This window comes from Mixta tenebrionis, from assembly GCF_006517625.1.
Classification (GTDB): Bacteria; Pseudomonadota; Gammaproteobacteria; order Enterobacterales; family Enterobacteriaceae; genus Mixta; species Mixta tenebrionis.
Genome location: NZ_VHQI01000003.1, coordinates 342,614 through 362,694 on the forward strand (window position 1 = coordinate 342,614; position 20,081 = coordinate 362,694).

At 58.7% G+C, this 20,081-nt stretch carries 15 protein-coding genes; 8 read left to right on the forward strand and 7 right to left on the reverse strand.

The annotated features are described in order from the left end of the window. Positions 1-69: 69 nt before the first annotated feature. The gene (gene ydgH / locus FKM52_RS07160) at positions 70-1,023 is read right to left on the reverse strand and encodes a DUF1471 family protein YdgH (protein WP_141175504.1); all 954 of its coding nucleotides are present in this window, start codon (positions 1,021-1,023) and stop codon (positions 70-72) included. Between the two features lie 510 nt (positions 1,024-1,533). On the opposite strand from ydgH, the gene pntA reads away from it, so the two are divergent. Then, positions 1,534-3,063, forward strand: coding sequence for a Re/Si-specific NAD(P)(+) transhydrogenase subunit alpha (gene pntA / locus FKM52_RS07165; RefSeq protein WP_141175505.1), 1,530 nt, complete (start codon positions 1,534-1,536; stop codon positions 3,061-3,063). A gap of 11 nt (positions 3,064-3,074) precedes the next feature. Further along, positions 3,075-4,463, forward strand: coding sequence for a Re/Si-specific NAD(P)(+) transhydrogenase subunit beta (gene pntB / locus FKM52_RS07170; protein WP_141175506.1), 1,389 nt, complete (start codon positions 3,075-3,077; stop codon positions 4,461-4,463). A 76-nt stretch (positions 4,464-4,539) separates the two neighbouring features. On the opposite strand, the gene uspE is transcribed toward pntB, so the two are convergent. Then, positions 4,540-5,490 carry a universal stress protein UspE gene (gene uspE / locus FKM52_RS07175; protein WP_141175507.1) on the reverse strand — a complete coding sequence of 317 codons (951 nt, stop codon included), beginning with the start codon at positions 5,488-5,490 and terminating at the stop codon, positions 4,540-4,542. A 117-nt stretch (positions 5,491-5,607) separates the two neighbouring features. Further along, positions 5,608-6,360, reverse strand: a complete 753-nt coding sequence (locus FKM52_RS07180) for a fumarate/nitrate reduction transcriptional regulator Fnr (RefSeq protein WP_141175508.1) — start codon at positions 6,358-6,360, stop codon at positions 5,608-5,610. Positions 6,361-6,756: 396 nt separating this feature from the next. Between FKM52_RS07180 and smrA the strand changes: the two genes are divergently transcribed. Further along, complete coding sequence (smrA, locus tag FKM52_RS07185; protein WP_141175509.1) at positions 6,757-7,320, forward strand: DNA endonuclease SmrA; 564 nt, start codon at positions 6,757-6,759, stop codon at positions 7,318-7,320. 36 nt (positions 7,321-7,356) lie between these two features. Here smrA and FKM52_RS07190 read toward each other — a convergent pair whose 3' ends face one another. Further along, complete coding sequence (locus FKM52_RS07190) at positions 7,357-8,280, reverse strand: LysR substrate-binding domain-containing protein (protein ID WP_141175510.1); 924 nt, start codon at positions 8,278-8,280, stop codon at positions 7,357-7,359. Positions 8,281-8,614: 334 nt separating this feature from the next. Between FKM52_RS07190 and FKM52_RS07195 the strand changes: the two genes are divergently transcribed. From FKM52_RS07195 to FKM52_RS07210, 4 genes are all read left to right on the forward strand, one after another. Continuing rightward, positions 8,615-9,925: an MFS transporter gene (locus tag FKM52_RS07195; protein WP_141175511.1), complete on the forward strand. Its 1,311-nt coding sequence runs from the start codon at positions 8,615-8,617 to the stop codon at positions 9,923-9,925. 147 nt (positions 9,926-10,072) lie between these two features. Continuing rightward, a complete protein-coding gene (gene hglS, locus FKM52_RS07200; protein WP_141175512.1) occupies positions 10,073-11,416 on the forward strand; it encodes a 2-oxoadipate dioxygenase/decarboxylase HglS in 1,344 nt (447 codons plus the stop codon). Positions 11,417-11,683: 267 nt separating this feature from the next. Next, the gene (locus FKM52_RS07205; protein WP_141175513.1) at positions 11,684-13,198 is read left to right on the forward strand and encodes a carboxylesterase/lipase family protein; all 1,515 of its coding nucleotides are present in this window, start codon (positions 11,684-11,686) and stop codon (positions 13,196-13,198) included. A 234-nt stretch (positions 13,199-13,432) separates the two neighbouring features. After that, positions 13,433-15,094 carry a methyl-accepting chemotaxis protein gene (locus FKM52_RS07210; RefSeq protein ID WP_141175514.1) on the forward strand — a complete coding sequence of 554 codons (1,662 nt, stop codon included), beginning with the start codon at positions 13,433-13,435 and terminating at the stop codon, positions 15,092-15,094. A gap of 158 nt (positions 15,095-15,252) precedes the next feature. Here FKM52_RS07210 and aldA read toward each other — a convergent pair whose 3' ends face one another. Continuing rightward, complete coding sequence (gene aldA / locus FKM52_RS07215) at positions 15,253-16,695, reverse strand: aldehyde dehydrogenase (RefSeq protein WP_141175515.1); 1,443 nt, start codon at positions 16,693-16,695, stop codon at positions 15,253-15,255. Positions 16,696-17,089: 394 nt separating this feature from the next. Here aldA and rhaT point away from each other — a divergent pair, with 394 nt between their 5' ends. After that, positions 17,090-18,124 carry an L-rhamnose/proton symporter RhaT gene (gene rhaT, locus FKM52_RS07220; protein WP_141175516.1) on the forward strand — a complete coding sequence of 345 codons (1,035 nt, stop codon included), beginning with the start codon at positions 17,090-17,092 and terminating at the stop codon, positions 18,122-18,124. 44 nt (positions 18,125-18,168) lie between these two features. Here the strand turns inward: rhaT and rhaR are convergent, their stop codons facing one another. Then, positions 18,169-19,035 carry an HTH-type transcriptional activator RhaR gene (gene rhaR, locus FKM52_RS07225; RefSeq protein ID WP_141175517.1) on the reverse strand — a complete coding sequence of 289 codons (867 nt, stop codon included), beginning with the start codon at positions 19,033-19,035 and terminating at the stop codon, positions 18,169-18,171. Between the two features lie 12 nt (positions 19,036-19,047). Further along, on the reverse strand, positions 19,048-19,872 hold the full coding sequence (rhaS, locus tag FKM52_RS07230; protein ID WP_141175518.1) for an HTH-type transcriptional activator RhaS: 825 nt from the start codon (positions 19,870-19,872) through the stop codon (positions 19,048-19,050). Positions 19,873-20,081 lie beyond the last annotated feature (209 nt).

Sequence of the window (20,081 nt, forward strand, 5' to 3'; positions counted from 1 at the left end):
TCTATGCAAAAAACGCTACAGAATATTCAGATTATGACGGAGCGGCGTCGCAGCCGCTCCGGGAGGCGATTATTTGAACAGATCGGCGGTGACGGTGAGGTTGCCGCCGCTCTGGTTCTGCCACTGGCGGGTGACGTGATAATACTTCGCGCCTTTAGCGGCCGCGCGTTTGGCTACCGCTTCAGAGATTTCCGTAGGCGTACCAAAATGGCCGGTAAAGGTTACGGTATCAAACGGCTGCATCTGCGCTGCGGTAATGGCGTTTACTTCCTGAATCTTGACGCCGTTCGGCAGGTTCACGGTATAGCGATCGACGGAGCTGGTTTGGGTTTCGAAGAAGCGGCCCACCTTACTGTCTGGCGCTTCGGATGAAGCGACGCCCGGCAGTTCAACCTGTTTCGCCGCGGCGCCGCCAGCGGCCAGCGCTGCTTTACCCGCTTCGGAATCGCGCGGAATCAGGTTCGGGCTTTGCACCTTGCGTTTGGGCGCATCGGCTTTATAAACGTAGGCGGTAACGTACTGATTGCCGCCGCTGTTGGCGTCAATCTGGCGAACGATAAAGAAGGAAGCCGCGCCTTTCTGTTTAGCTGCCTTGCCGATCGCTTCATTGACGTCCGGCTGGCTGCGGTAGAAGCCGCTAATGGAAACCGTGTCATAGGGTTCCAGCGTAAAGGCTTCCTCTTTCGGCAGCTCTTTTACGCCGCTGAAGTAGCGATAGCTGCGGCTGTTATCGGCGGCAGGCGCGTCGGCGCGGTAGAGATCGGCGGTAACGCGCCAGTTGCCGCTGTTGCCGGTGGCGTCGTTGATGCCCTGAATATAAAAAGCCGCGGCGCCCAGAGCGTCGGCACGTTTAGAGACTGCGGCGCTGGCGTCGCCTATAGAGTTAAAACGACCGCTAATATTAATACGTTCGAATGGTTTTAACGCGGCCGCTTTTTCTGGTGAAAGCTCCTGCGCCGCCTGGGCGCCGAGCGTCATGGATGACAGCAGGGCGGTCACCAGAAGAGTGTTCTTCAGCTTCATAAAAATAATCCTTCGCCTTACGCAGAAATTGAGTACGAAAACGTGCTGGACTCTTGATGTGTAACAGATTAGCAGTTGATTATTGCATGTTATAACGGCCGCTGTCTCAGGCAATTTATGCGATACGGACGCCGGCTTTTCTCCGGCGGCGCGCCTGTCGCCAGCAGAAATTTATCGCCTGTTTTAACTTATTTGTCGCACCAGCCGGACAGGAAAGGCAGTTATCAGGCTAACTTATTGTTAATGTAAAGTAAATTTAAGGTTGCATTGTGTTTTGCGCAGGGCAAAAACAGCATAAAGCCGCTGCGTAAAGCCTCTTCTGTTGGAGAAAATAAAGGATTAGCCCTTCAGTAATACATTTTTGTGCGAAAAGCGCCAACGTGATCGTTGTGGCTAGATCGCAAGTCATATATTCAGTAGGTTATAACACTTTGATACAAAATCTGAGGCGAACAGCGGAGCGTTTATCCCGCCGTTCAGGGTCAACACTAACCGATAAAAGGGAAGACTATGTTAATTGGAGTGCCCAAAGAGCGGTTGCCTAATGAAGCCCGCGTTGCCGCCACGCCTAAAACGGTAGAGCAGCTATTAAAGCTGGGCTTTAGCGTGGCGATTGAGCAACAGGCAGGCACCGCGGCCAGTTTTGAAGACAGCGCCTATCAGCAGGCGGGCGCCACGCTGGTGGATCGCCAGCAGGCGTGGCAGGCGGATATCGTGCTCAAGGTCAATGCGCCGGATGATGAGGAAATCGCGCTGTTGCGTGAAGGCAGCACGCTGATCAGTTTTATCTGGCCTGCGCAGAATCCGGAACTGATGGAAAAGCTGGCCGCGCGCAAGATTAACGTTATGGCGATGGATGCGGTGCCGCGTATTTCCCGCGCGCAGTCACTTGATGCGCTCAGTTCGATGGCCAACATTGCCGGCTACCGAGCGGTAGTGGAGGCGGCCCATGAATTTGGCCGCTTCTTTACCGGCCAGATTACCGCGGCGGGCAAGGTGCCGCCGGCGAAGGTGATGGTTATCGGCGCGGGCGTGGCTGGCCTGGCCGCTATCGGCGCGGCGCGCAGCCTCGGCGCTATCGTTCGCGCTTTTGATACCCGCCCGGAAGTAAAGGAGCAGGTGCAAAGCATGGGCGCGGAGTTCCTGGAGCTGGATTTTCAGGAAGAAGCGGGCAGCGGCGACGGCTATGCCAAAGTGATGTCGCCGGCGTTTATCGCCGCAGAGATGGCGCTGTTCGCCGCTCAGGCGAAAGAGGTGGATATTATTATCACCACCGCGCTGATTCCGGGCAAACCGGCGCCGCGCCTGATCACCGCTGAGATGGTGGCCGCCATGAAGCCCGGCAGCGTGGTGGTGGATCTGGCGGCGCAAACCGGCGGTAACTGCGAGCTTAGCGTGGCCGATCGCATTATCACCAGCGAGAACGGGGTCAAAATTATCGGCTATACCGATCTGCCCAGCCGCCTGCCGACCCAGTCCTCTCAGCTTTACAGCACCAACCTGGTGAACCTGCTGAAGCTGCTGTGTAAAGAGAAAAACGGCGAAATCGACATCGATTTCGAAGACGTGGTTATCCGCGGCGTAACTACGGTGCGCGCCGGAGAGATCACCTGGCCCGCGCCGCCGATTCAGGTTTCCGCGGCGCCGAAAGCCGCACAGCCGGAAACGGTTTCTCCGGCGGCGGAGGCGAAACCCGCCGCGCCGTGGCGTAAATATCTGCTGCTGGCGCTGGCGATTGTTCTGTTTGCCTGTCTGGCTAACGTGGCGCCCGCCGCTTTCCTCTCGCACTTTACCGTTTTCGCGCTCTCCTGCGTGGTGGGGTATTACGTGGTGTGGAACGTCAGCCATGCGTTGCATACGCCGCTGATGTCGGTAACTAACGCCATCTCCGGTATTATCGTCGTGGGCGCGTTGTTGCAGATTGGGCATGGCGGCTGGGTAACTTTCTTTGCCTTTATCGCCGTGCTGATTGCCAGTATCAACATCTTCGGCGGTTTTACCGTCACCCAGCGGATGTTGAAAATGTTTCGTAAAAACTAAGGAGTAACAATATGTCTGGCGGATTAGTGACTGCGGCCTATATTGTTGCGGCCATACTTTTTATCTTCAGCCTGGCGGGGCTTTCAAAGCATGAAACCTCGAAGCAGGGTAATATTTTCGGCATGGCGGGCATGGCGATTGCGCTGCTGGCGACTATCTTCGGCCCTGATTCCGGCAGCATCGGCTGGATCCTGCTGGCGATGGTTATCGGCGGCGCGATCGGCATCCATCTGGCAAGAAAAGTTGAGATGACCGAGATGCCGGAGCTGGTGGCGATCCTGCACAGCTTCGTTGGTCTGGCTGCGGTGCTGGTTGGCATCAACAGCTATATCGATCACGGGCCGGGGCTGGAAGCGGTGATGGAGAATATCCACCTCACCGAAATCTTCCTCGGCATCTTTATCGGTGCGGTGACCTTTACCGGTTCGGTGGTGGCGTTCGGCAAGCTGCGCGGCAAAATCTCTTCGCGTCCGCTGATGCTGCCGCATCGTCACAAGCTCAACCTGCTGGCGCTGGTGCTCTCTTTCCTGCTGCTGGTGATGTTTGTGCGCACTGAGAGCGTCGGGCTGCAGGTCTTTGCGCTGCTGATTATGCTGGTGATTGCGCTGGCCTTCGGCTGGCACCTGGTGGCTTCGATCGGCGGGGCGGATATGCCGGTAGTGGTTTCGATGCTGAACTCCTACTCCGGCTGGGCGGCGGCGGCGGCGGGCTTTATGCTAAGCAACGACCTGCTGATCGTTACCGGCGCGCTGGTCGGCTCTTCCGGCGCCATCCTTTCCTACATTATGTGTAAAGCGATGAACCGCTCCTTTATCAGCGTTATCGCCGGCGGCTTCGGCAGCGACGGCACTGCGACCGGCGATGAAGGGGAGAGCGGCGAGTATCGTGAAATCAGCGCGCAGGATACCGCCGAGCTGTTGAAAGGCTCCTCCTCGGTCATTATTACTCCCGGCTACGGCATGGCGGTAGCGCAGGCGCAGTATCCGGTAGCTGAGCTGACGGAAAAACTGCGCGCGCGCGGCGTTAAAGTGCGTTTCGGCATCCATCCGGTGGCGGGACGTCTGCCTGGGCATATGAACGTGCTGCTGGCGGAGGCGAAAGTCCCCTATGACGTAGTGCTGGAGATGGATGAAATTAACGATGACTTCGCCGATACCGATACGGTGCTGGTGATTGGCGCCAACGATACCGTTAACCCCGCCGCGCAGGAAGATCCGCGCAGTCCGATTGCCGGCATGCCGGTGCTGGAGGTATGGAAGGCGCAAAACGTGGTGGTATTTAAACGCTCAATGAATACCGGCTATGCCGGGGTGCAGAATCCGCTGTTCTTTAAAGAGAATACGCAGATGCTGTTTGGCGATGCTAAAGAGAGCGTCGATGCTATTCTGAAAGCGCTTTAAACCTGTTAAAACGGGCTGTCGACGCGGTGTCGGCAGCCCGTTTCTTTTTTCCCGCAACCGCTGCCGTCAGCGGCGGTTAATCATCCTCGTCGTCATCCAGCTCAATCGGCGAGTTGAAATGGTCCGGTTTAATCACCAGCAGATCGCAGCGTAAATGATCGATAACCTGCTCCGCCGTATTACCGAGGAAAGCTGCCGACAGCCCGGTGCGCCCAATGGTTCCCAGTACCACCACGCCTGCGTTCAGGTGTTCCGCCAGATCGGGGATTACTTCTTCCGGCAGGCCCTTGGCGACGTGAGTAAATTTTTCATCAATGGCGAATTTTTGTCGCAGCGCTTTCATTGCCACCAGATGCTGACCGCGAATGGCATCGTTATAGACGCTGGGATCGAAATCGGGCAGTTCGATGGCGATATTAATCGGCGTAACCGGGTAGGCGCCGACCAGATGCACTTCGGTATGGTTCACCATTGCCGCCAGCTCGGTGGTTTCACGGATAAGTTTCTGGTTCAGCTCATCATGGTGCGGCTCTTCGCTGGCGAGGTTGACCGCCACCACCGCGCGCCCCTGTTCCGGCCAGGGCTGATCTTTCACCATCCAGACCGGGCAGGGGCACTTGCGCAGCAGATGCCAGTCGGTCGGAGTGAAAATAACCGATTCCAGCCGATCGTGCTGGTGCGCCATTTTCAGCACTAAATCGTGCTCGCCGGCTAATACTTCCTGAATAATGGCTTCAAAAGGGCGGTTGTGCCAGACGACTTTGATTTCGATAGCGACGCCCGCATCCAGATAGGCGCGCGCCTGTTCACGAATCCATTCTGTCCGTTGGCTGATCACCCCTTTGCGCATGGTTACGCGCTCGTCGGGTGACAGAAGGGTGGTCATCTCATAAGAAAAATCATAGATGGGCAAAAAGGCCTTAATTTTGCCGCCGATGCGCTGATTGAGATAGACAGCCCGACGTAGCGCGGGCTGATCGTCCTGCTCAGGATCTATCGCCACCAGAATGTTTTGATACTTAACCATAACGGCTTCTCCTAACACCAGAGCGTGTCAGCTAAAGATAGCCCATTAACAGGTCAGGAAAAAGAGAAAAAGTTCCAGCCGGATCAACAAAATAACAAATTGTGACCCGGCCAGATATCAGGCGGCGCCGCGGCTTTGACCGGCCAGATCGGCCAGCATCGAGTGGTCTTCAATAGTAATATATTTGCCTTTTACCGCCAGCATGCCGCTTTTCTGGAAGCGTCCCAGCAGGCGGCTGATGGTTTCCACCGTCAGGCCAAGATAGTTGCCGATATCGCCGCGCGTCATGGTCAGGCGGAACTCACGCTGGGAGAAGCCGCGCTGGCCAAAGCGCCGCGCCAGGTTCCAGATAAAGGCCGCCAGACGTTCCTCAGCGTTTTTCTTCGACAGCAGCAGGATCATATCCTGGTCGCCTTTAATTTCGCCGCTCATCAGGCGCATCATCTGCTGACGCAGGGCGGGCATTTTGCCGGAAAGATCGTCAAGCGTTTCAAAGGGGATCTCACAGACCATTGAGGTTTCCAGCGCCTGAGCGAAGCTGGGATGATGGCCGGAACCGATAGCGTCAAAGCCGACCAGATCGCCTGCCAGATGAAAGCCGGTAATCTGCTCATCACCCTGTTCGGTAATGGTATAGCTTTTGATGGTCCCGGAGCGAATTGCATACAGCGAACGCAGTTCGTCACCCGCCTTAAACAGGGCCTGACCTTTCTGAATCGGCTTTTTACGCTCGATAATATTATCCAGCTGGTCCAGCTCATGTTCATTCAGCGTGAACGGGATACAAAGTTGACTGATGCTGCAGTCCTGGCAATGGATTGCGCAGCCACCAGACTGTATGCGACGAATGCTTCGTTTTTCCGGGATCATCTGACATCCTCGACGATAATTGACTGAGGTCAATTTTAACATTCTTCCAGCGCGAAATGGAATCCATAAGCGCACTTTTAACCGCATAAAAATCAGGGGTGTTAATATTAGTTAAATTTAATGTAACTTTTCGGATTAAATGCATGCCTTGTTTTGTTAATTACCGGCATTAGCGGAATTTTCCAATCAGGCCTGTCTTAAAATATCCTGTTAACAGTTAAATAACCGCAACGGCAACGCGCGGCAAATGGCGAAAAAGCGCGCATAGTCTTCGCTGCAATAGCGTATTAAGCGCGCCTTTGGCAATGCGCTGCTAATCAGTTAACATTGCCGCGGTTGATAAATCTTTTTCTTCTTCGTGCATTGCCACGACATATCAGGCGTGAGGCAGGCCCCATGAACCTTGACGATAAGCATCTGTTTCGTGACGCCATGGAAGATGTCACCCCGCTGAAAGATTGCGCAAATATCCACTGGCCGAAAGCGCCGGCGCCTAAGGTGGCGCGCCCGCCGCTGAATGAAGAGAAGGAAAACTTTCTTATTCGCGGCTTTCTCGACATCGTTCCGCTCAGTGAACCGCTGGAGTATAAGGCTGAAGGCATCCAGCAGGGCGTGCTGGATAAGCTGCGCCTTGGCAAGTACCGGCTGGATGCCAGTTTGAACCTGCTGCGCCAGCCGGTGGAAAGCTGCCGCCAGCAGCTGTTTGCCTTTATCATGGAGGCGCGTAAGGACAACCTGCGCAACCTGCTGATTGTACATGGCAAAGGACGCGAGGATGAATCGCACGCTAATATCGTGCGCAGCTATCTGGCGCGCTGGCTTCAGCAGTTTGATGAGGTGCAGGCGTTCTGCATGGCGCAGCCGCAGCACGGCGGCAGCGGCGCCCTTTATGTCGGCATGCGCAAAACGGAACAGGCGCGACTGGATAATCGCGAACGGCACGCCAAACGCAGCCGGTAGCCTGCGGGCCGGCGCCCGCCGGCCGCTTAACGTCCGTCAACCCGAATGGCTTTTACGAATGGTCGCCAGCAGGATTTCAGCGCTCAGGCTCAGCGTATGGCCTGAGCGAGTAATAATTCCGACCGGTTCGCCGGGGCCATGCGAGGCGATGGGCAGGGCAGCCAGCGCGCTGTGCAGCAGATCTTCTTTTACCGCGCCGGAAGGAACAAACCACACGTAGTCGTAGCGCAGCGCCAGCTGGCGCGCCAGCGAAGTCGAGGAGGTTTCTACACAGCTGGGCGGCAGCTGGCAACCTTGCTCCTCCATCATCGCCTGCGCAATGCGGCGCGGCGCGGTACCTTCCGGAGAGATCACCACCGGCCACTGCAGCGCGCGCGATAGCGTGACGTTGTCACTTAAAAGCGGATGCTGAGGTCTGACCACCAGCCGCAGCGATTCCAGAAACAGCAGCTCGTATGCCAGGCCCGCCATCATCCCGGCGTCGGCCATGCGTCCGATACCGATATCGAATTCGCCCGCCCGCAGGCCAGCCAGCAGCACATTGTTGTGTAACGTTGCTACCTGCACCGTAGCCTGCGGCTGCTGCTGGTGAAAGCGATCGAGGATCTGCGGCAGCATGCCCATCGCTGCGGTGGTCAGCGCCCCCAGGCGAATAGTAACCGGACGATCGCTGGCCGGATTAGCAAATGACTGTCCGGCATGGTTCAGCGCGTCCAGCACCCTGATGGCATGGGTAAGAAACTGTTCGCCGATAGTGGTCAGCTGGGCGCCCAGGCGTCCACGCTCGAACAGGCGCGCGCCGGTCAGCTCCTCCAGTTCGTTAAGCGTTTTTGATAACGCGGGCTGGCTCAGGCTGAGCGTTTCCGCCGCGCGGCCCAGCGTACCTTGCTGCGCGACCGCAACGAACGTATGTAGATGGCGCAGTCGAATGCGCTGATTAAACAGATAGTTTTTTTCCATAAGCAGAGAGTAGAAAGGCTAATGGAACAAACGCAAGCGTCATATGGTGATTTTGTTAACTTTATTGAAAATTAAATTTAACATTAATCCCGTCGGAAGAAGATTTCGCCTGTCTTAAGCGCGCAAAAGTAATCTTACTTCTTTTCAGGATAACTTTTCTGTATGGCTAATGTTTTTTTAACGCCATGAAAGTAAATAATTAAAAAAATATCTGCGCCTTTTACGTACCAGGACAAGGACATAGCCAAATACGATAGCGTTTCGTTATGATAAGTATTTCTATCCTATTTTGGACCAGAGGCGATAGCCAGCCGCCGGCCGTGGAGGTAGCGTTCTGAACAGTACACAAGCCATTGACGTGCGCCAGCTTATTAATCAGCACGGACTCAACGCCTTTCAGCGCCGCCTGATTACGCTGAGCTTTATTATCGTGGCGATGGACGGTATGGATATCGCGCTAATGGGGTTTATTGCGCCAGCATTGCGCAGCGCGTGGCAGATCACCAGCCATCAGCTCGGTCTGGCGATTGGCGCCGCGCTGGTTGGGCTGGCGCTGGGAGCGATGTTTGCCGGTCCGCTGGCCGACCGCTACGGGCGGCGCTGGATTATTATCGGCAGCGTGTTCTTTTTTGGTCTCTGGACGCTGGCAACGGCGATGGCGCAGAACATCGGGCAGATCATGCTGTTTCGGCTGCTAACCGGCCTGGGGCTGGGCGCGGCGATGCCGAACGTGGCGACGCTGATTTCAGAGTATGTCCCGGAGCGTAGACGCGCTTTTCTGATCACCGTAGTATTTTGCGGTTTCACCTTCGGCGCCGCCAGCGGCGGAGTGGCCGCCTCATGGCTGATCCCCAATTTCGGCTGGCATACGGTGTTGCTGATGGGCGGGATTTTACCGCTGCTGCTGGTGCCGCTGCTGCTGTGCTGTCTGCCTGAATCGGTGCGCTTCCTGCTGGCGCGCCAGGCGCCGGCGGCGCGCATTCGCGCGATTGTCGCTAAAATGTGGCCGGAGGCGATGCCTGGCGACGGCCGCTTTCTCTATCCCGCGGCGGCGCCCGAAGCCAGCGCCGTCGGTACGGTGCTTTCCGGGCGATACCGCTTCGGCAGCCTGATGCTGTGGGGCGGCTATTTTATGGGGCTGTTTCTGGTCTATCTGATTGGCAGCTGGATGCCGGCTTTAATTGGCGATCTGGGGCTGAGCGTTACCGCCGCCGCGCTGATTACCGCCATGTATCAGGCGGGCGGCACGCTGGGATCGCTGTTTGCCGGCTGGCTGATGGATCGCATCAACGCTAACCTGGCGCTGGCAGCCATCTATGCCGCCGGCGCTCTGGCGACGCTGCTGCTTGGCAGCGTGCCGGCGCAACCGCAGCTGATGGCGGGCATCGCCTTCTGCTGCGGATTTTGCTTTAACGGCGCCAATACCGGCATGAACGCGCTGGCGGCCAGCTACTATCCGGTGCAGGCGCGTGCCACCGGCGCCAGCTGGATGCACGGCATCGGGCGTCTGGGAGCCATTCTCAGCGCCGCCGTAGGGGCGGAAATGCTGACGCTGGGCTGGTCCTTCAGCCAGATATTTATGCTGCTGGCGCTGCCGGCGCTGCTGACCTCGTTGATGCTGCTGGCCAAGCAGCGGCGAGGGTAGCAACCTCTCTGCCCGTTTGTGTAAACCCGACGTGACAACAACCTGCAGCGCACTTTTACCGCATCGATCACAAATTTAACATCTATTCTCCGCCGCGTTGACGCTTGCTTTACAGTGACGGCAGGTATGGGCAAATAAGGCGGAGCTATGGAACAGTTTGTCAGCGCGGATACCCTCCGCGAACGTTTTTCGCAGGCGATGTCCGTAATGTACCAGCAGGAGGTGCCGCAGTATGGCACGTTGCTGAAGCTGGTGGCGCAGGTGAATCAACAGGTGCTGGCGCAGGATCGGGCGCTGGCTGAGCGCCTGACGGCGGCGGACGATCTGGCGCGCCTCAGCGTGGAGCGCCACGGCGCGATTCGCGTTGGCAGCGCGCAGGAGCTGAATACGCTACGCCAGCTGTTCGCCATCATGGGGATGTATCCGGTGGGCTATTACGATCTGGCCCCTGCGGGCGTGCCGGTACACTCCACGGCGTTTCGTCCGCTTGAAGGCGATGCGCTACGGCGCAATCCGTTTCGTTTGTTTACCTCTCTGCTGCGGCTGGAGCTGATCACAGAGGGCGCGCTGCGGCAGAAAGCCGCATCGATACTGGCTGCGCGCCAGATCTTTACGCCGCGCTGTCTGACGCTGATCGCGCAGCATCAGCGCCAGGGCGGACTGAATGAACAGCAGGCGGACGAGTTTGTGCGCGAGGCGCTGGAAACCTTTCGCTGGCACCGGCAAACCACGGTCGATCGCGCCACCTACGATGCGCTGCATCAGCAGCACCGGCTTATCGCCGACGTGGTCTGTTTTCCCGGCTGCCATATCAATCACCTGACGCCGCGTACGCTCGATATCGATCGGGTGCAGGCGCTGATGCCGCAGCATGGCATCACGCCGAAGGCGATTATCGAAGGGCCGCCGCGCCGCTGCGTACCGATCCTGCTGCGTCAAACCAGCTTTAAGGCGCTGGAAGAGGCGGTGAATTTTCGCGACGGCAGCGCAGGATGTCATACGGCGCGCTTTGGCGAAATTGAGCAGCGCGGCGTCGCGCTGACGCCAGCCGGGCGCGAACGCTATGATCGACTGTTGGCGCAGGCGGGCGGCGGCGCGGACAATCAGCAACATCAGCAGGCGCTGGCTGCCGCCTTCAGCGCTTTCCCGGACAGCGAGCAGGCGTTACGCCAGCAGCGGCTTGCCTGGTTCGAATACCGGCTAACGGAGCAGGGGCGCCGGCAGGGAATATCGCCGCACGCGGACTGCGAAACGCTGATTGCGCAGGGGCTGCTGGCGGCCGAGCCGCAGGTATATGAGGATTTTCTGCCGGTCAGCGCCGCCGGTATCTTTCAGTCCAACCTTGGCGCCGGCGCGCGGGAAACCTTTTCCGCCGGCGCCGGACGTGCGGAATTTGAGGCCGCGCTGGGCGCGCCGGTAACCGATGAAATGGCGCTCTATGCGGCGCGTCAGGCGGAAAGCCTGCGCCGCTGCGGATTGTCGGATCGCTAATCTGCCGATCCGGCGTTTTTACTCTCATCCTGCCATAGCAGGCCGCGCTGCCGGCCTGCTGCTAAAAAATATAAATTTTATTTATCTCCCCTGCGCGCCTGCGTCCGTATCGTCGCGCCGGTTTTTTTTATCGTTGGTCCGTATCGCCAGCAGGCGAAAGCGGGCGCGCGGTCGGCGGCATCAGCATAATCTGCAAAATCGCTGCCAGCATGGACAATGAAACCGAGCCTGCGAATAATAAAACCGGGCTTTACAATGGAAAAAATAATGAGAAATGAACCTTTAACCCTACACACAGCTGAAGGTGCATTACGCGGGACGCTTGACGATGGGATTTTCGTTTTCAAAGGTATTCCCTATGCCGCGCCGCCGGTTGGCGCGCTGCGCTGGCGCGGCCCAAAGCCGGTGGTTCCATGGCAGGGCGTACGCGATGCCCTGCAATGGGGCAACGCCAGCTGGCAAAACCGTGAATATTGCGTACTGGCGGGCGGCGGCGATCCCGGCCAGCTGAGTGAGGATTGTCTTTATTTAAACGTCTGGACGCCGGAAATGGCGCCGGCGCGCGCGCTGCCGGTAATGGTCTGGATCCACGGCGGCGGTTTCAGCATCGGCGCAGGCAGCCTGCCGCCTTACCACGGGCGGGCGCTGGCCGCGCGCGGCGTGGTACTGGTAACGCTTAACTACCGGCTGGGACACCTGGGCTTCTTTGCGCATCCGGCGCTGGATGCCGAAGCGCCGCCGGGGGAGGCAATCAATAACTTTGCGCTGCTGGATCAGATCGCCGCGCTGCAGTGGGTGCAGCGTAACATCGCCGCTTTCGGCGGCGATCGGCGCAACGTCACTATTTTTGGCGAATCCTCCGGCGGGCGCAGCGTGCTGTCGCTGTTTGCATCGCCGCTGGCGGCCGGGCTGTTTCATAAAGGTATTGTGCAGAGCGCCTACAGCCTGGCGGATAAAAAACGCGACGAGGCGCTGGCCAGCGGTGTGGCGACGGCGCGCCATCTGGGGCTGGATAACGCCACGGCGGAAGAGCTGCGCGCTTTGCCCGCCGACAGTTTCTGGTCGCTGCCCGCTCATTTGGGCAACGGGCCGGTGGCTATCGCGGGCGATCGGGTGCTGCCGCAGCCGATGATGGACGTTTTCGCCGCGGCGCGCCAGCATCGCTGGCCGCTAATGATCGGCTATAACAGCGATGAGGCCAGCGTGCTGGAATATTTCGGCGTTAACGTCAGCGCCGTGATTAGCGATCTGCGCGCGCGACGTCCGCTGTTGCTGAAGCTGATCCGCTCGCTTTATGACGAGTATGACGATCTGCGGCTGGGACGCAAGGTGGCGCGGGATATGGCCTTCGGCACCATGACGCTGCTGGCGGTGCAGGCGCAGCAGCGTCGGGGCGTGCCGGGCTGGCGCTACTATTTTGACTACGTGTCAGAAAACTCGCGCGATCTCTGCCGCTATGGCAGCTGGCACGGCAATGAAATCCCTTACGTGATGGATACGCTGAATGCGGAAAACGTGCAGCTGGCGGATCGTCCCTTTACCGCCGGCGATCGGCAGTTTGCCCAGCGCATCAGCGCGTACTGGCTGCGCTTTGCGCAGGAGGCGACGGAGTTTTCCCATCAGCTGCCGGGAGAGATCGTCTGGCCGATCTGGCGCGCAGGCCAGGATATTACGCTGCGTTTTGGCGTCAGGGGAGAGGCGGCGATCGTGCCGCAGCGACGCCTGATGCGGTTACGGCTGCGCCTGTTGCGTTTGCTGGCGCGTGCGATGGTGCGGCTGTAAGCAGAATCTGCGCCTGCGGCTGTCTCCGTGCCTGCAGCGCGCGGCCGGCTCTCCGCCGGATAAAAAATTAGCCGCAGCGTGCGGTTAGCCGCAAAAATCTGGCGGCAACGCGGTGGAAGCCAGCCCTTAACGCGGCGATAAAACAGTATATTTTTGCCGGACGCTGCCGATAACAGTCGGGAAGCCCGCCGCAGAGGCGGTATATCCACGGTTATTGACCGAACTGAGGCAGCTATGCAGCTATTAAAAAATTTCACCATACGCGCCGTTATGCTTTCTATCCTTGGTCTGTTTTGCCTGCTCTGGGCGGCGGTTGGCATCTACAGCGTCCATTCATTAAACGCCCTGAGCGCGGGAAACCGCGTCGATCGCCAGCTGGTGGCGCAGATGAGCACGCTCAGTAAAGGAAACGATCAATATTTCCGCTTTGTGACCCGTCTTGCCCGCGTAATGGAAAGACGCGCCGCCGGAGAAACGCCGGATGCCGCGGCCTTTGCTAAGGTGCAACAAGCGCTGGATGGCATGACGCAGCAGCTGGCGCAGTTTAAGGCGGCGGCGCCGGGACCGATGGATGCCGCCACCTCCAGGGCGGTAGAAGATCGCTGGACGCAGCTGCTGGAGCAGGGCGTCAGGCCGCAGTTGCGGCTGGCGCAGCAGGGCTCGCTGGAGGATTACCGCCGCCATGCCAACAGCGTTACCCCGGCGCTTAGCCGTGAGTTTGGCGCGCTGGCGGATAAATATAACGCGGCGGCGGGCGTGATGCTCGACCAGACGCGCGTTGCCGTGGATCGCATCACCATTATTACCCGCATCACCATTATTGCGGCGGTATTTTGCGGCCTGCTGATTCTGCTGTTTACCGATCGCTATCTGGTTACCATGCTGGTGCGCCCGCTGGAACGTATTCGCGATCGCTTCCGCAGTATCGCCGAAGGGGATTTGAGCCAGCCGATCGATGATTTCGGCCGCAACTGCGTCGGCAAGCTGGTACCGTTGCTGCGCGCCATGCAGGATAGCCTGCGCGACGCCGTTAGCGCCATCCGCGGCGGCACGGAGAATATCTATCGCGGCGCGGCGGAAATCTCCGTCGGCAACAACGATCTCTCTTCACGCACCGAGCAGCAGGCGGCGGCGCTGGAGCAGACCGCCGCCAGCATGGAGCAGCTAACGGCAACGGTGAAGCTGAACGCGGAGCATGCGCGTCAGGCGAGCGAACTGGCTGATAACGCCTCGCTGACCGCCAGCGAAGGCGGCAGGCTGGTGAATGAGGTGGTAGATACCATGTCGGGCATTGCGGCAAGCTCAAAGAAAATCGCGGAAATCACCAGCGTGATTAACAGTATTGCCTTTCAGACCAATATCCTGGCGCTGAACGCAGCGGTAGAGGCGGCGCGCGCCGGCGAACAGGGACGCGGCTTTGCGGTGGTGGCCAGCGAGGTACGCAACCTGGCCAGCCGCAGCGCCGGCGCGGCCAAAGAGATTGAAGCGCTGATCGACGATTCGGCGCAGCGCGTTAGCAGCGGCTCAACGCTGGTTAATCAAGCAGGCAGCACCATGGACGCCATTCTGCAGGCGGTTAGCCATGTTACCGCGATTATGAAACAGATCGCCTCCGCCTCGGAGGAGCAGAGCAAAGGCATCACACAGGTAGGCATCGCCGTTGCCGAAATGGATACGGTAACGCAGCAGAACGCCTCGCTGGTTGAAGAAGTTTCCACCGCCGCCAGCGCGCTGGAGCGCCAGACTGAGGATTTACAGCGCTCGGTCGCGAAGTTCCGGCTGTCGGCGCAGAGCAGCGCTCAGGGGGGGAAAGCGGCGCCGGACGCTGCTGTACCGCCGCATCGGCGTCCAGCGTCCGCTCTCCCCGGCGCAGCGGATGAATGGGTATCTTTCTGATTGCGCCAGCCTGATGCCGGCGCGCCGCCGCCCGATAAGGCGGCGGCATAGTTTCGCTTAGGAGGCGCTGAACCGCGAACGGGGCGCCTGGGTTTGCAGATATTCTTCCCGGCGGTGTCATCCGTCGGCGCCGCCCGACAAGGCGGCATAGTTTCGCTTCAGGAGGCGCTGAACTGTAAATAGGCCACCTGGGTTTGCAGATATTCTTCCAGACCATGTCGTCCGTCGGCGCCGCCGATGCCCGATTTGCGCCAGCCGGCGTGAAAGCCCTGCATCGCCTCGAAATTTTCCCGGTTGATATAGGTTTCGCCAAATTTTAGCTGGCGCAGCGCGTTCATCGCGGTATTCAGGTTTTGGGTGTACAGCGAGGAGGTCAGGCCATACTCGCTGTCGTTAGCCAGCGCGATCGCCTCATCCAGCGTGCGGAAGCTGGCAACCGGCAATACCGGGCCGAAAATCTCCTCCTGCATTATCGCCATCTGCTGGGTTACCCCGCTGAGGATGGTTGGCTGAAAAAAATAGCCCGGCGCGGCGGCGCGTTTCCCGCCGGTAACCAACGTTGCGCCCTGTTCCAGCGCCTGCGCCACTTTCTCCTCCACCCGCTGCAGGGCGGCGGCGTTAATCAACGGCCCCATATCGATATCGCGCTGCTCCGCCGGGTTGCCCCAGCGGATCTGGCTGAAGGCCGCGGTCAGGCGCGTCATAAAGGCGTCGTAAATCTCTTCCTGTACGTAAACCCGTTCCGCGCAGTTACATACCTGGCCGCTGTTAATAATGCGCGAACTGACGATCGCTTTTACCGCCAGATCGAGATCGGCATCGTTCATCACAATCGCCGGCGCCTTGCCGCCCAGCTCCAGCGCAACCTTCGTAACGTTTTGCGCCGCTGCAGCCATGGTCTGGATGCCGGCGTTCACGCTGCCGGTCAGGCTTACCAGACCGACTTTGGCATTGGCGGCCAGCTCCTGGCCTACCACCGGGCCGTAGCCGAAAACGATATTAAATACGCCGCTGGGTAAACCCACCTGTTGCACGATCTCGGCAAAGAGGGCGGCGTTCAGCGGCGTGACCTCGCTGGGCTTCAGCACGATGGTATTGCCGGTAATCAACGCTGGCGCCGCCTTGCGGGCGATAAGAAAGAAGGGGAAATTCCACGGCAGAATGCCGGTGGTGACGCCGATAGCCCTTTTAAAGACGAAAATATTTTCGTTGGGGCGGTCGCTCTGCACAATTTCTCCCTCATAGCGCCGCGCCCATTCCGCCATGTAGTCCAGGTAGTCGGCGGTAAACTGCACCTCGGTTTGCGCCAGCCCCTGCGTTTTCCCTCCTTCAGCGACGATAACCGCCGTCAGCTCCGCCGCGCGCTGGCGGATGCCGGCGGCGATTTTATGCAGCCAGACGCCGCGCTCTACCGCCGGCAGCGCTTCCCAGGCGGGCTGCGCCGCGGCGGCGGCATCGATGGCGCGTCGGGCGTCCGCCACGCTGCCTTCCGGTACCTGGGCGATAACGGCTTCGGTTGCCGGGTTAAGCACATCAATCCAGCGGCCCTGATGTGAAGTAAAGGCGCCATCAATAAACATCTGTTTTTGTAGGGTGGTCATCGGGCTGGTCTCCGTTGTTGATTTTGGTTTTCATGGTTAATGAAATGATAATATTTTGTATCATCGAATCACCATGGCCTGCCACCCCGCCTTTTACCTTCATCTGCCTGCCAGCCTGCGTCTCTGGCTGGCAAAAATGCATAAATTGAGCTGATTAGGGCGGCAAAAGCGGTAAATTTCTTTATTTGCAACAGGTTATAAACCGAACTGCGCTTTTGCTGACGCAGCGGTGATGTAATGGATTTGTGATCGCTATCGAGGCCACCTGCTTATTTTTGCCACAGAGCTTACCGACCGGGCAGCCAGCGAAAGGCTGAGGAGGAAATGAACTCTTTAGACTCGCGGTAACCGGGAGACTCTTCTCCCGCGGCCTCAACCTTACAAAGGAATAACGATGAACAACGCAATCCTGGCAGGTATTTTGTGGCATCTGGTGGGTGCCGCCAGCGCCGCCTGTTTTTATGCTCCGTTGAAACGCGTCAGACAGTGGTCCTGGGAAACGATGTGGTCGGTAGGCGGCATTATGTCGTGGTTGATTCTGCCGTGGGCGGTGAGCGCCGTGCTGCTGCCCGATTTCTGGGGCTACTTCCAGCAGTTCACGCTGGCGCAGCTGCTGCCGGTGTTTCTGTTTGGCGCCATGTGGGGCATCGGCAACGTTAACTACGGGCTGACAATGCGCTATCTCGGCATGTCGATGGGTATCGGCATCGCCATTGGCATTACGCTGGTCGTGGGCACGCTGATGACGCCGCTGTTGCAGGGGCGTTTTATGGTGCTGTTCAGCTCCACCGGCGGACGTATGACGCTGCTGGGCGTGCTGGTTGCGCTAATCGGCGTTGCTATTGTATCGCGCGCCGGCTTCCTGAAAGAGCGTGCGATGGGGATCAGCGCGGAAGAGTTCAACCTGAAAAAAGGGCTGGTGCTGGCGGTTATGTGCGGGATTTTCTCAGCCGGGATGTCTTTTGCGATGGATGCGGCGAAGCCGATGCATGAAGCCGCGGCCGCGGCCGGTATCGATCCGCTCTACGTGGCGCTGCCCAGCTATGTGGTGATTATGGGCGGCGGCGCGCTGGTCAACCTGGCCTACTGCTTTATCCGCCTGGCGCTCAAACCTTCACTGTCGCTGCGCGCCGATCTCTCGCTGGCGAAGCCGCTGCTGCTGGCCAATATAAGTTTTGCGATGCTCGGCGGCCTGATGTGGTATCTGCAATTCTTCTTTTACGCCTGGGGACACGCCAACATTCCGCCGCAGTATGATTTCGTTAGCTGGATGCTGCATATGAGTCTCTATGTGCTGTGCGGCGGTATTGTCGGCCTGCTGCTGAAAGAGTGGCAGTCGGTAGGGCGTCGTCCGGTCAGCGTGCTCTCGGTTGGTTGCCTGGTGATTATTCTGGCGGCGAATATCGTTGGCCTGGGTATGGCGGGCTAAATAGCCGGGCAGGGGCCAGCCGCGTAAGGCGCGTGCTGGCTTTTTTATTGCTCGGCTACTGCCTGCGCGCCTTTACCGGCACGCATAAAACGTTGCCGCCACGCGCTGGGCGTCAGCTGCGTTTCGCGGGTAAAGACGACGGAAAAATAGTTGCTGTCGTCAAAGCCGCAGCGTGCCGCCACCTCGCCAATCAGCAGATCGGTACTGCGCAGCAGATGTTTCGCCTGACAAAGCCGCAGCTGACGCAGATAGTGGCCAATCGTCATGCCGGTTTGCTGACGGAACAGCTGCTTCAGCGCCCGCTCGCTGAGCTGATTGTGGTGGCAGAAGGCGGCGAAATCGAAAGGGCGGCCGCTATTGGCCTGGATCGCCGACATCAGCAGATCGAGCTGCTCGCCCTCCGGCAGCTCCCCGGCGCGATCGGCCTCGTAGCGATGCCGGCGCAGAATCAGCATCAGCTGCAAAAACAGCGCTTCCGCCAGCTGCATCGACAGCATATCGGTTTTGCGGCTTTCCTGCTCCAGCTGAGAGATTACCCCGCGTACCAGCGCCATGCCGCGCGTGGTTAAACGCCAGCGGGCGCGATAGTCAGCCTCATCCAGCGGCAGCAGCTGCGACCACTCCAGCCCCAGCCGAAAGCGTTCCGGGCAGTAAAGAATATTATCCAGCACCAGATCGTTGACCGATTCGAAGCTGTGGCAGTCGTTATGACGAATATAAAAAAGATCGCCGCAGGTGATCAGCCACGGGCGATCGTTCAGCACGTGCAGGCCGTTGCCGCGCCAGACGATAACGATCTCATTGAACTCATGGCGATGCGGAGCAAATCCAGGCTGCGGCGCGCGATCCTCTACCGCTACCGGCATCGCCTCCGAGGGAAAATAGTCCGCTTTCGCCAGTATTAACCCCATGCTGCGCTCCCGTTACCACATCTGCTGCCGCTCGGCGCGCGGCGCGCAGCCAAATTCCCGGCGAAACAGCGTGGAAAAATGATTGCTGTCGCCAAAGCCGCACTGATAGGCGATGTCGGTAATACGCATATCGCTGTGGCGCAGCAGATGACGCGCCTGCAGCAGCCGCAGGCGGTTCAGATAGCGCTGCGGCGTGCTGCCGGTCTGCTGCTTCAGCTGACGATGCAGCGTGCGCAGCGACAGCGAGAAGCGATCGGCCAGCGCATCCCAGTCGATATCTTCGCTGTAGTGCTCATTCAGCCAGTCAAGCAGCCGCAGCAGGCGCGCCTCCTGGGCATCGCTCTGCTGTTCGCGGCAGCCCCGGCGCAGCAGCAGCAGCAGCTGCATAAAGGTTAGCTCCTGGTGCAGACGCTGCTCGGTGGCATCGCCGCCTTCCGGCGCCTCCAGCTGCGCAGTCAGCGCTCTGGCCTGCGCCATAACCCGATTGCTGATGCGCCAGTGGGAAGGGTAGCGTCCGTCGCGCTCCTGCGGCAGCAGCTCCTGCAGGCCGGTGAGAAAGCGAAACGCCTGCGGGCCGCGCCACAGCACATTGGTTAAATAGAGGTTTTCGGTTTGTTCATAAAGATGCCGGTCATGATCGCGGATAAAGCAGACGCAGCCGCCGCAGAGCGACTGCGGCTGACCGTTAAAGATATGGATGCCTGCGCCCTGTTCCACCAGCACGATCTCATGAAAGTCGTGATGATGTTCCGGAAACATTCCCTGCGGCGCCCGCGGTTCAATCGCTACCGGCCGGTCGCCGTCAGGGAAAAAATCAGCGCTATGTAACACGGTCATCTGTGCATCCTCATTTACCTGTTTGCGACCGATACTAGTCAGCGCGCGCTTAAATTACCTTGAAGTTTGCACCGCAAAACAGCCTTAAACGGTTAATTTTTCAAGAAACGCCTGAAAATATTCAGAATTGCGGCAAGGGTCACATCGCGTTGCGGACGCCGTCAACCACAGAATTGTGAGTTGCTTCACGTCTTTCTTTACGCCCCTGC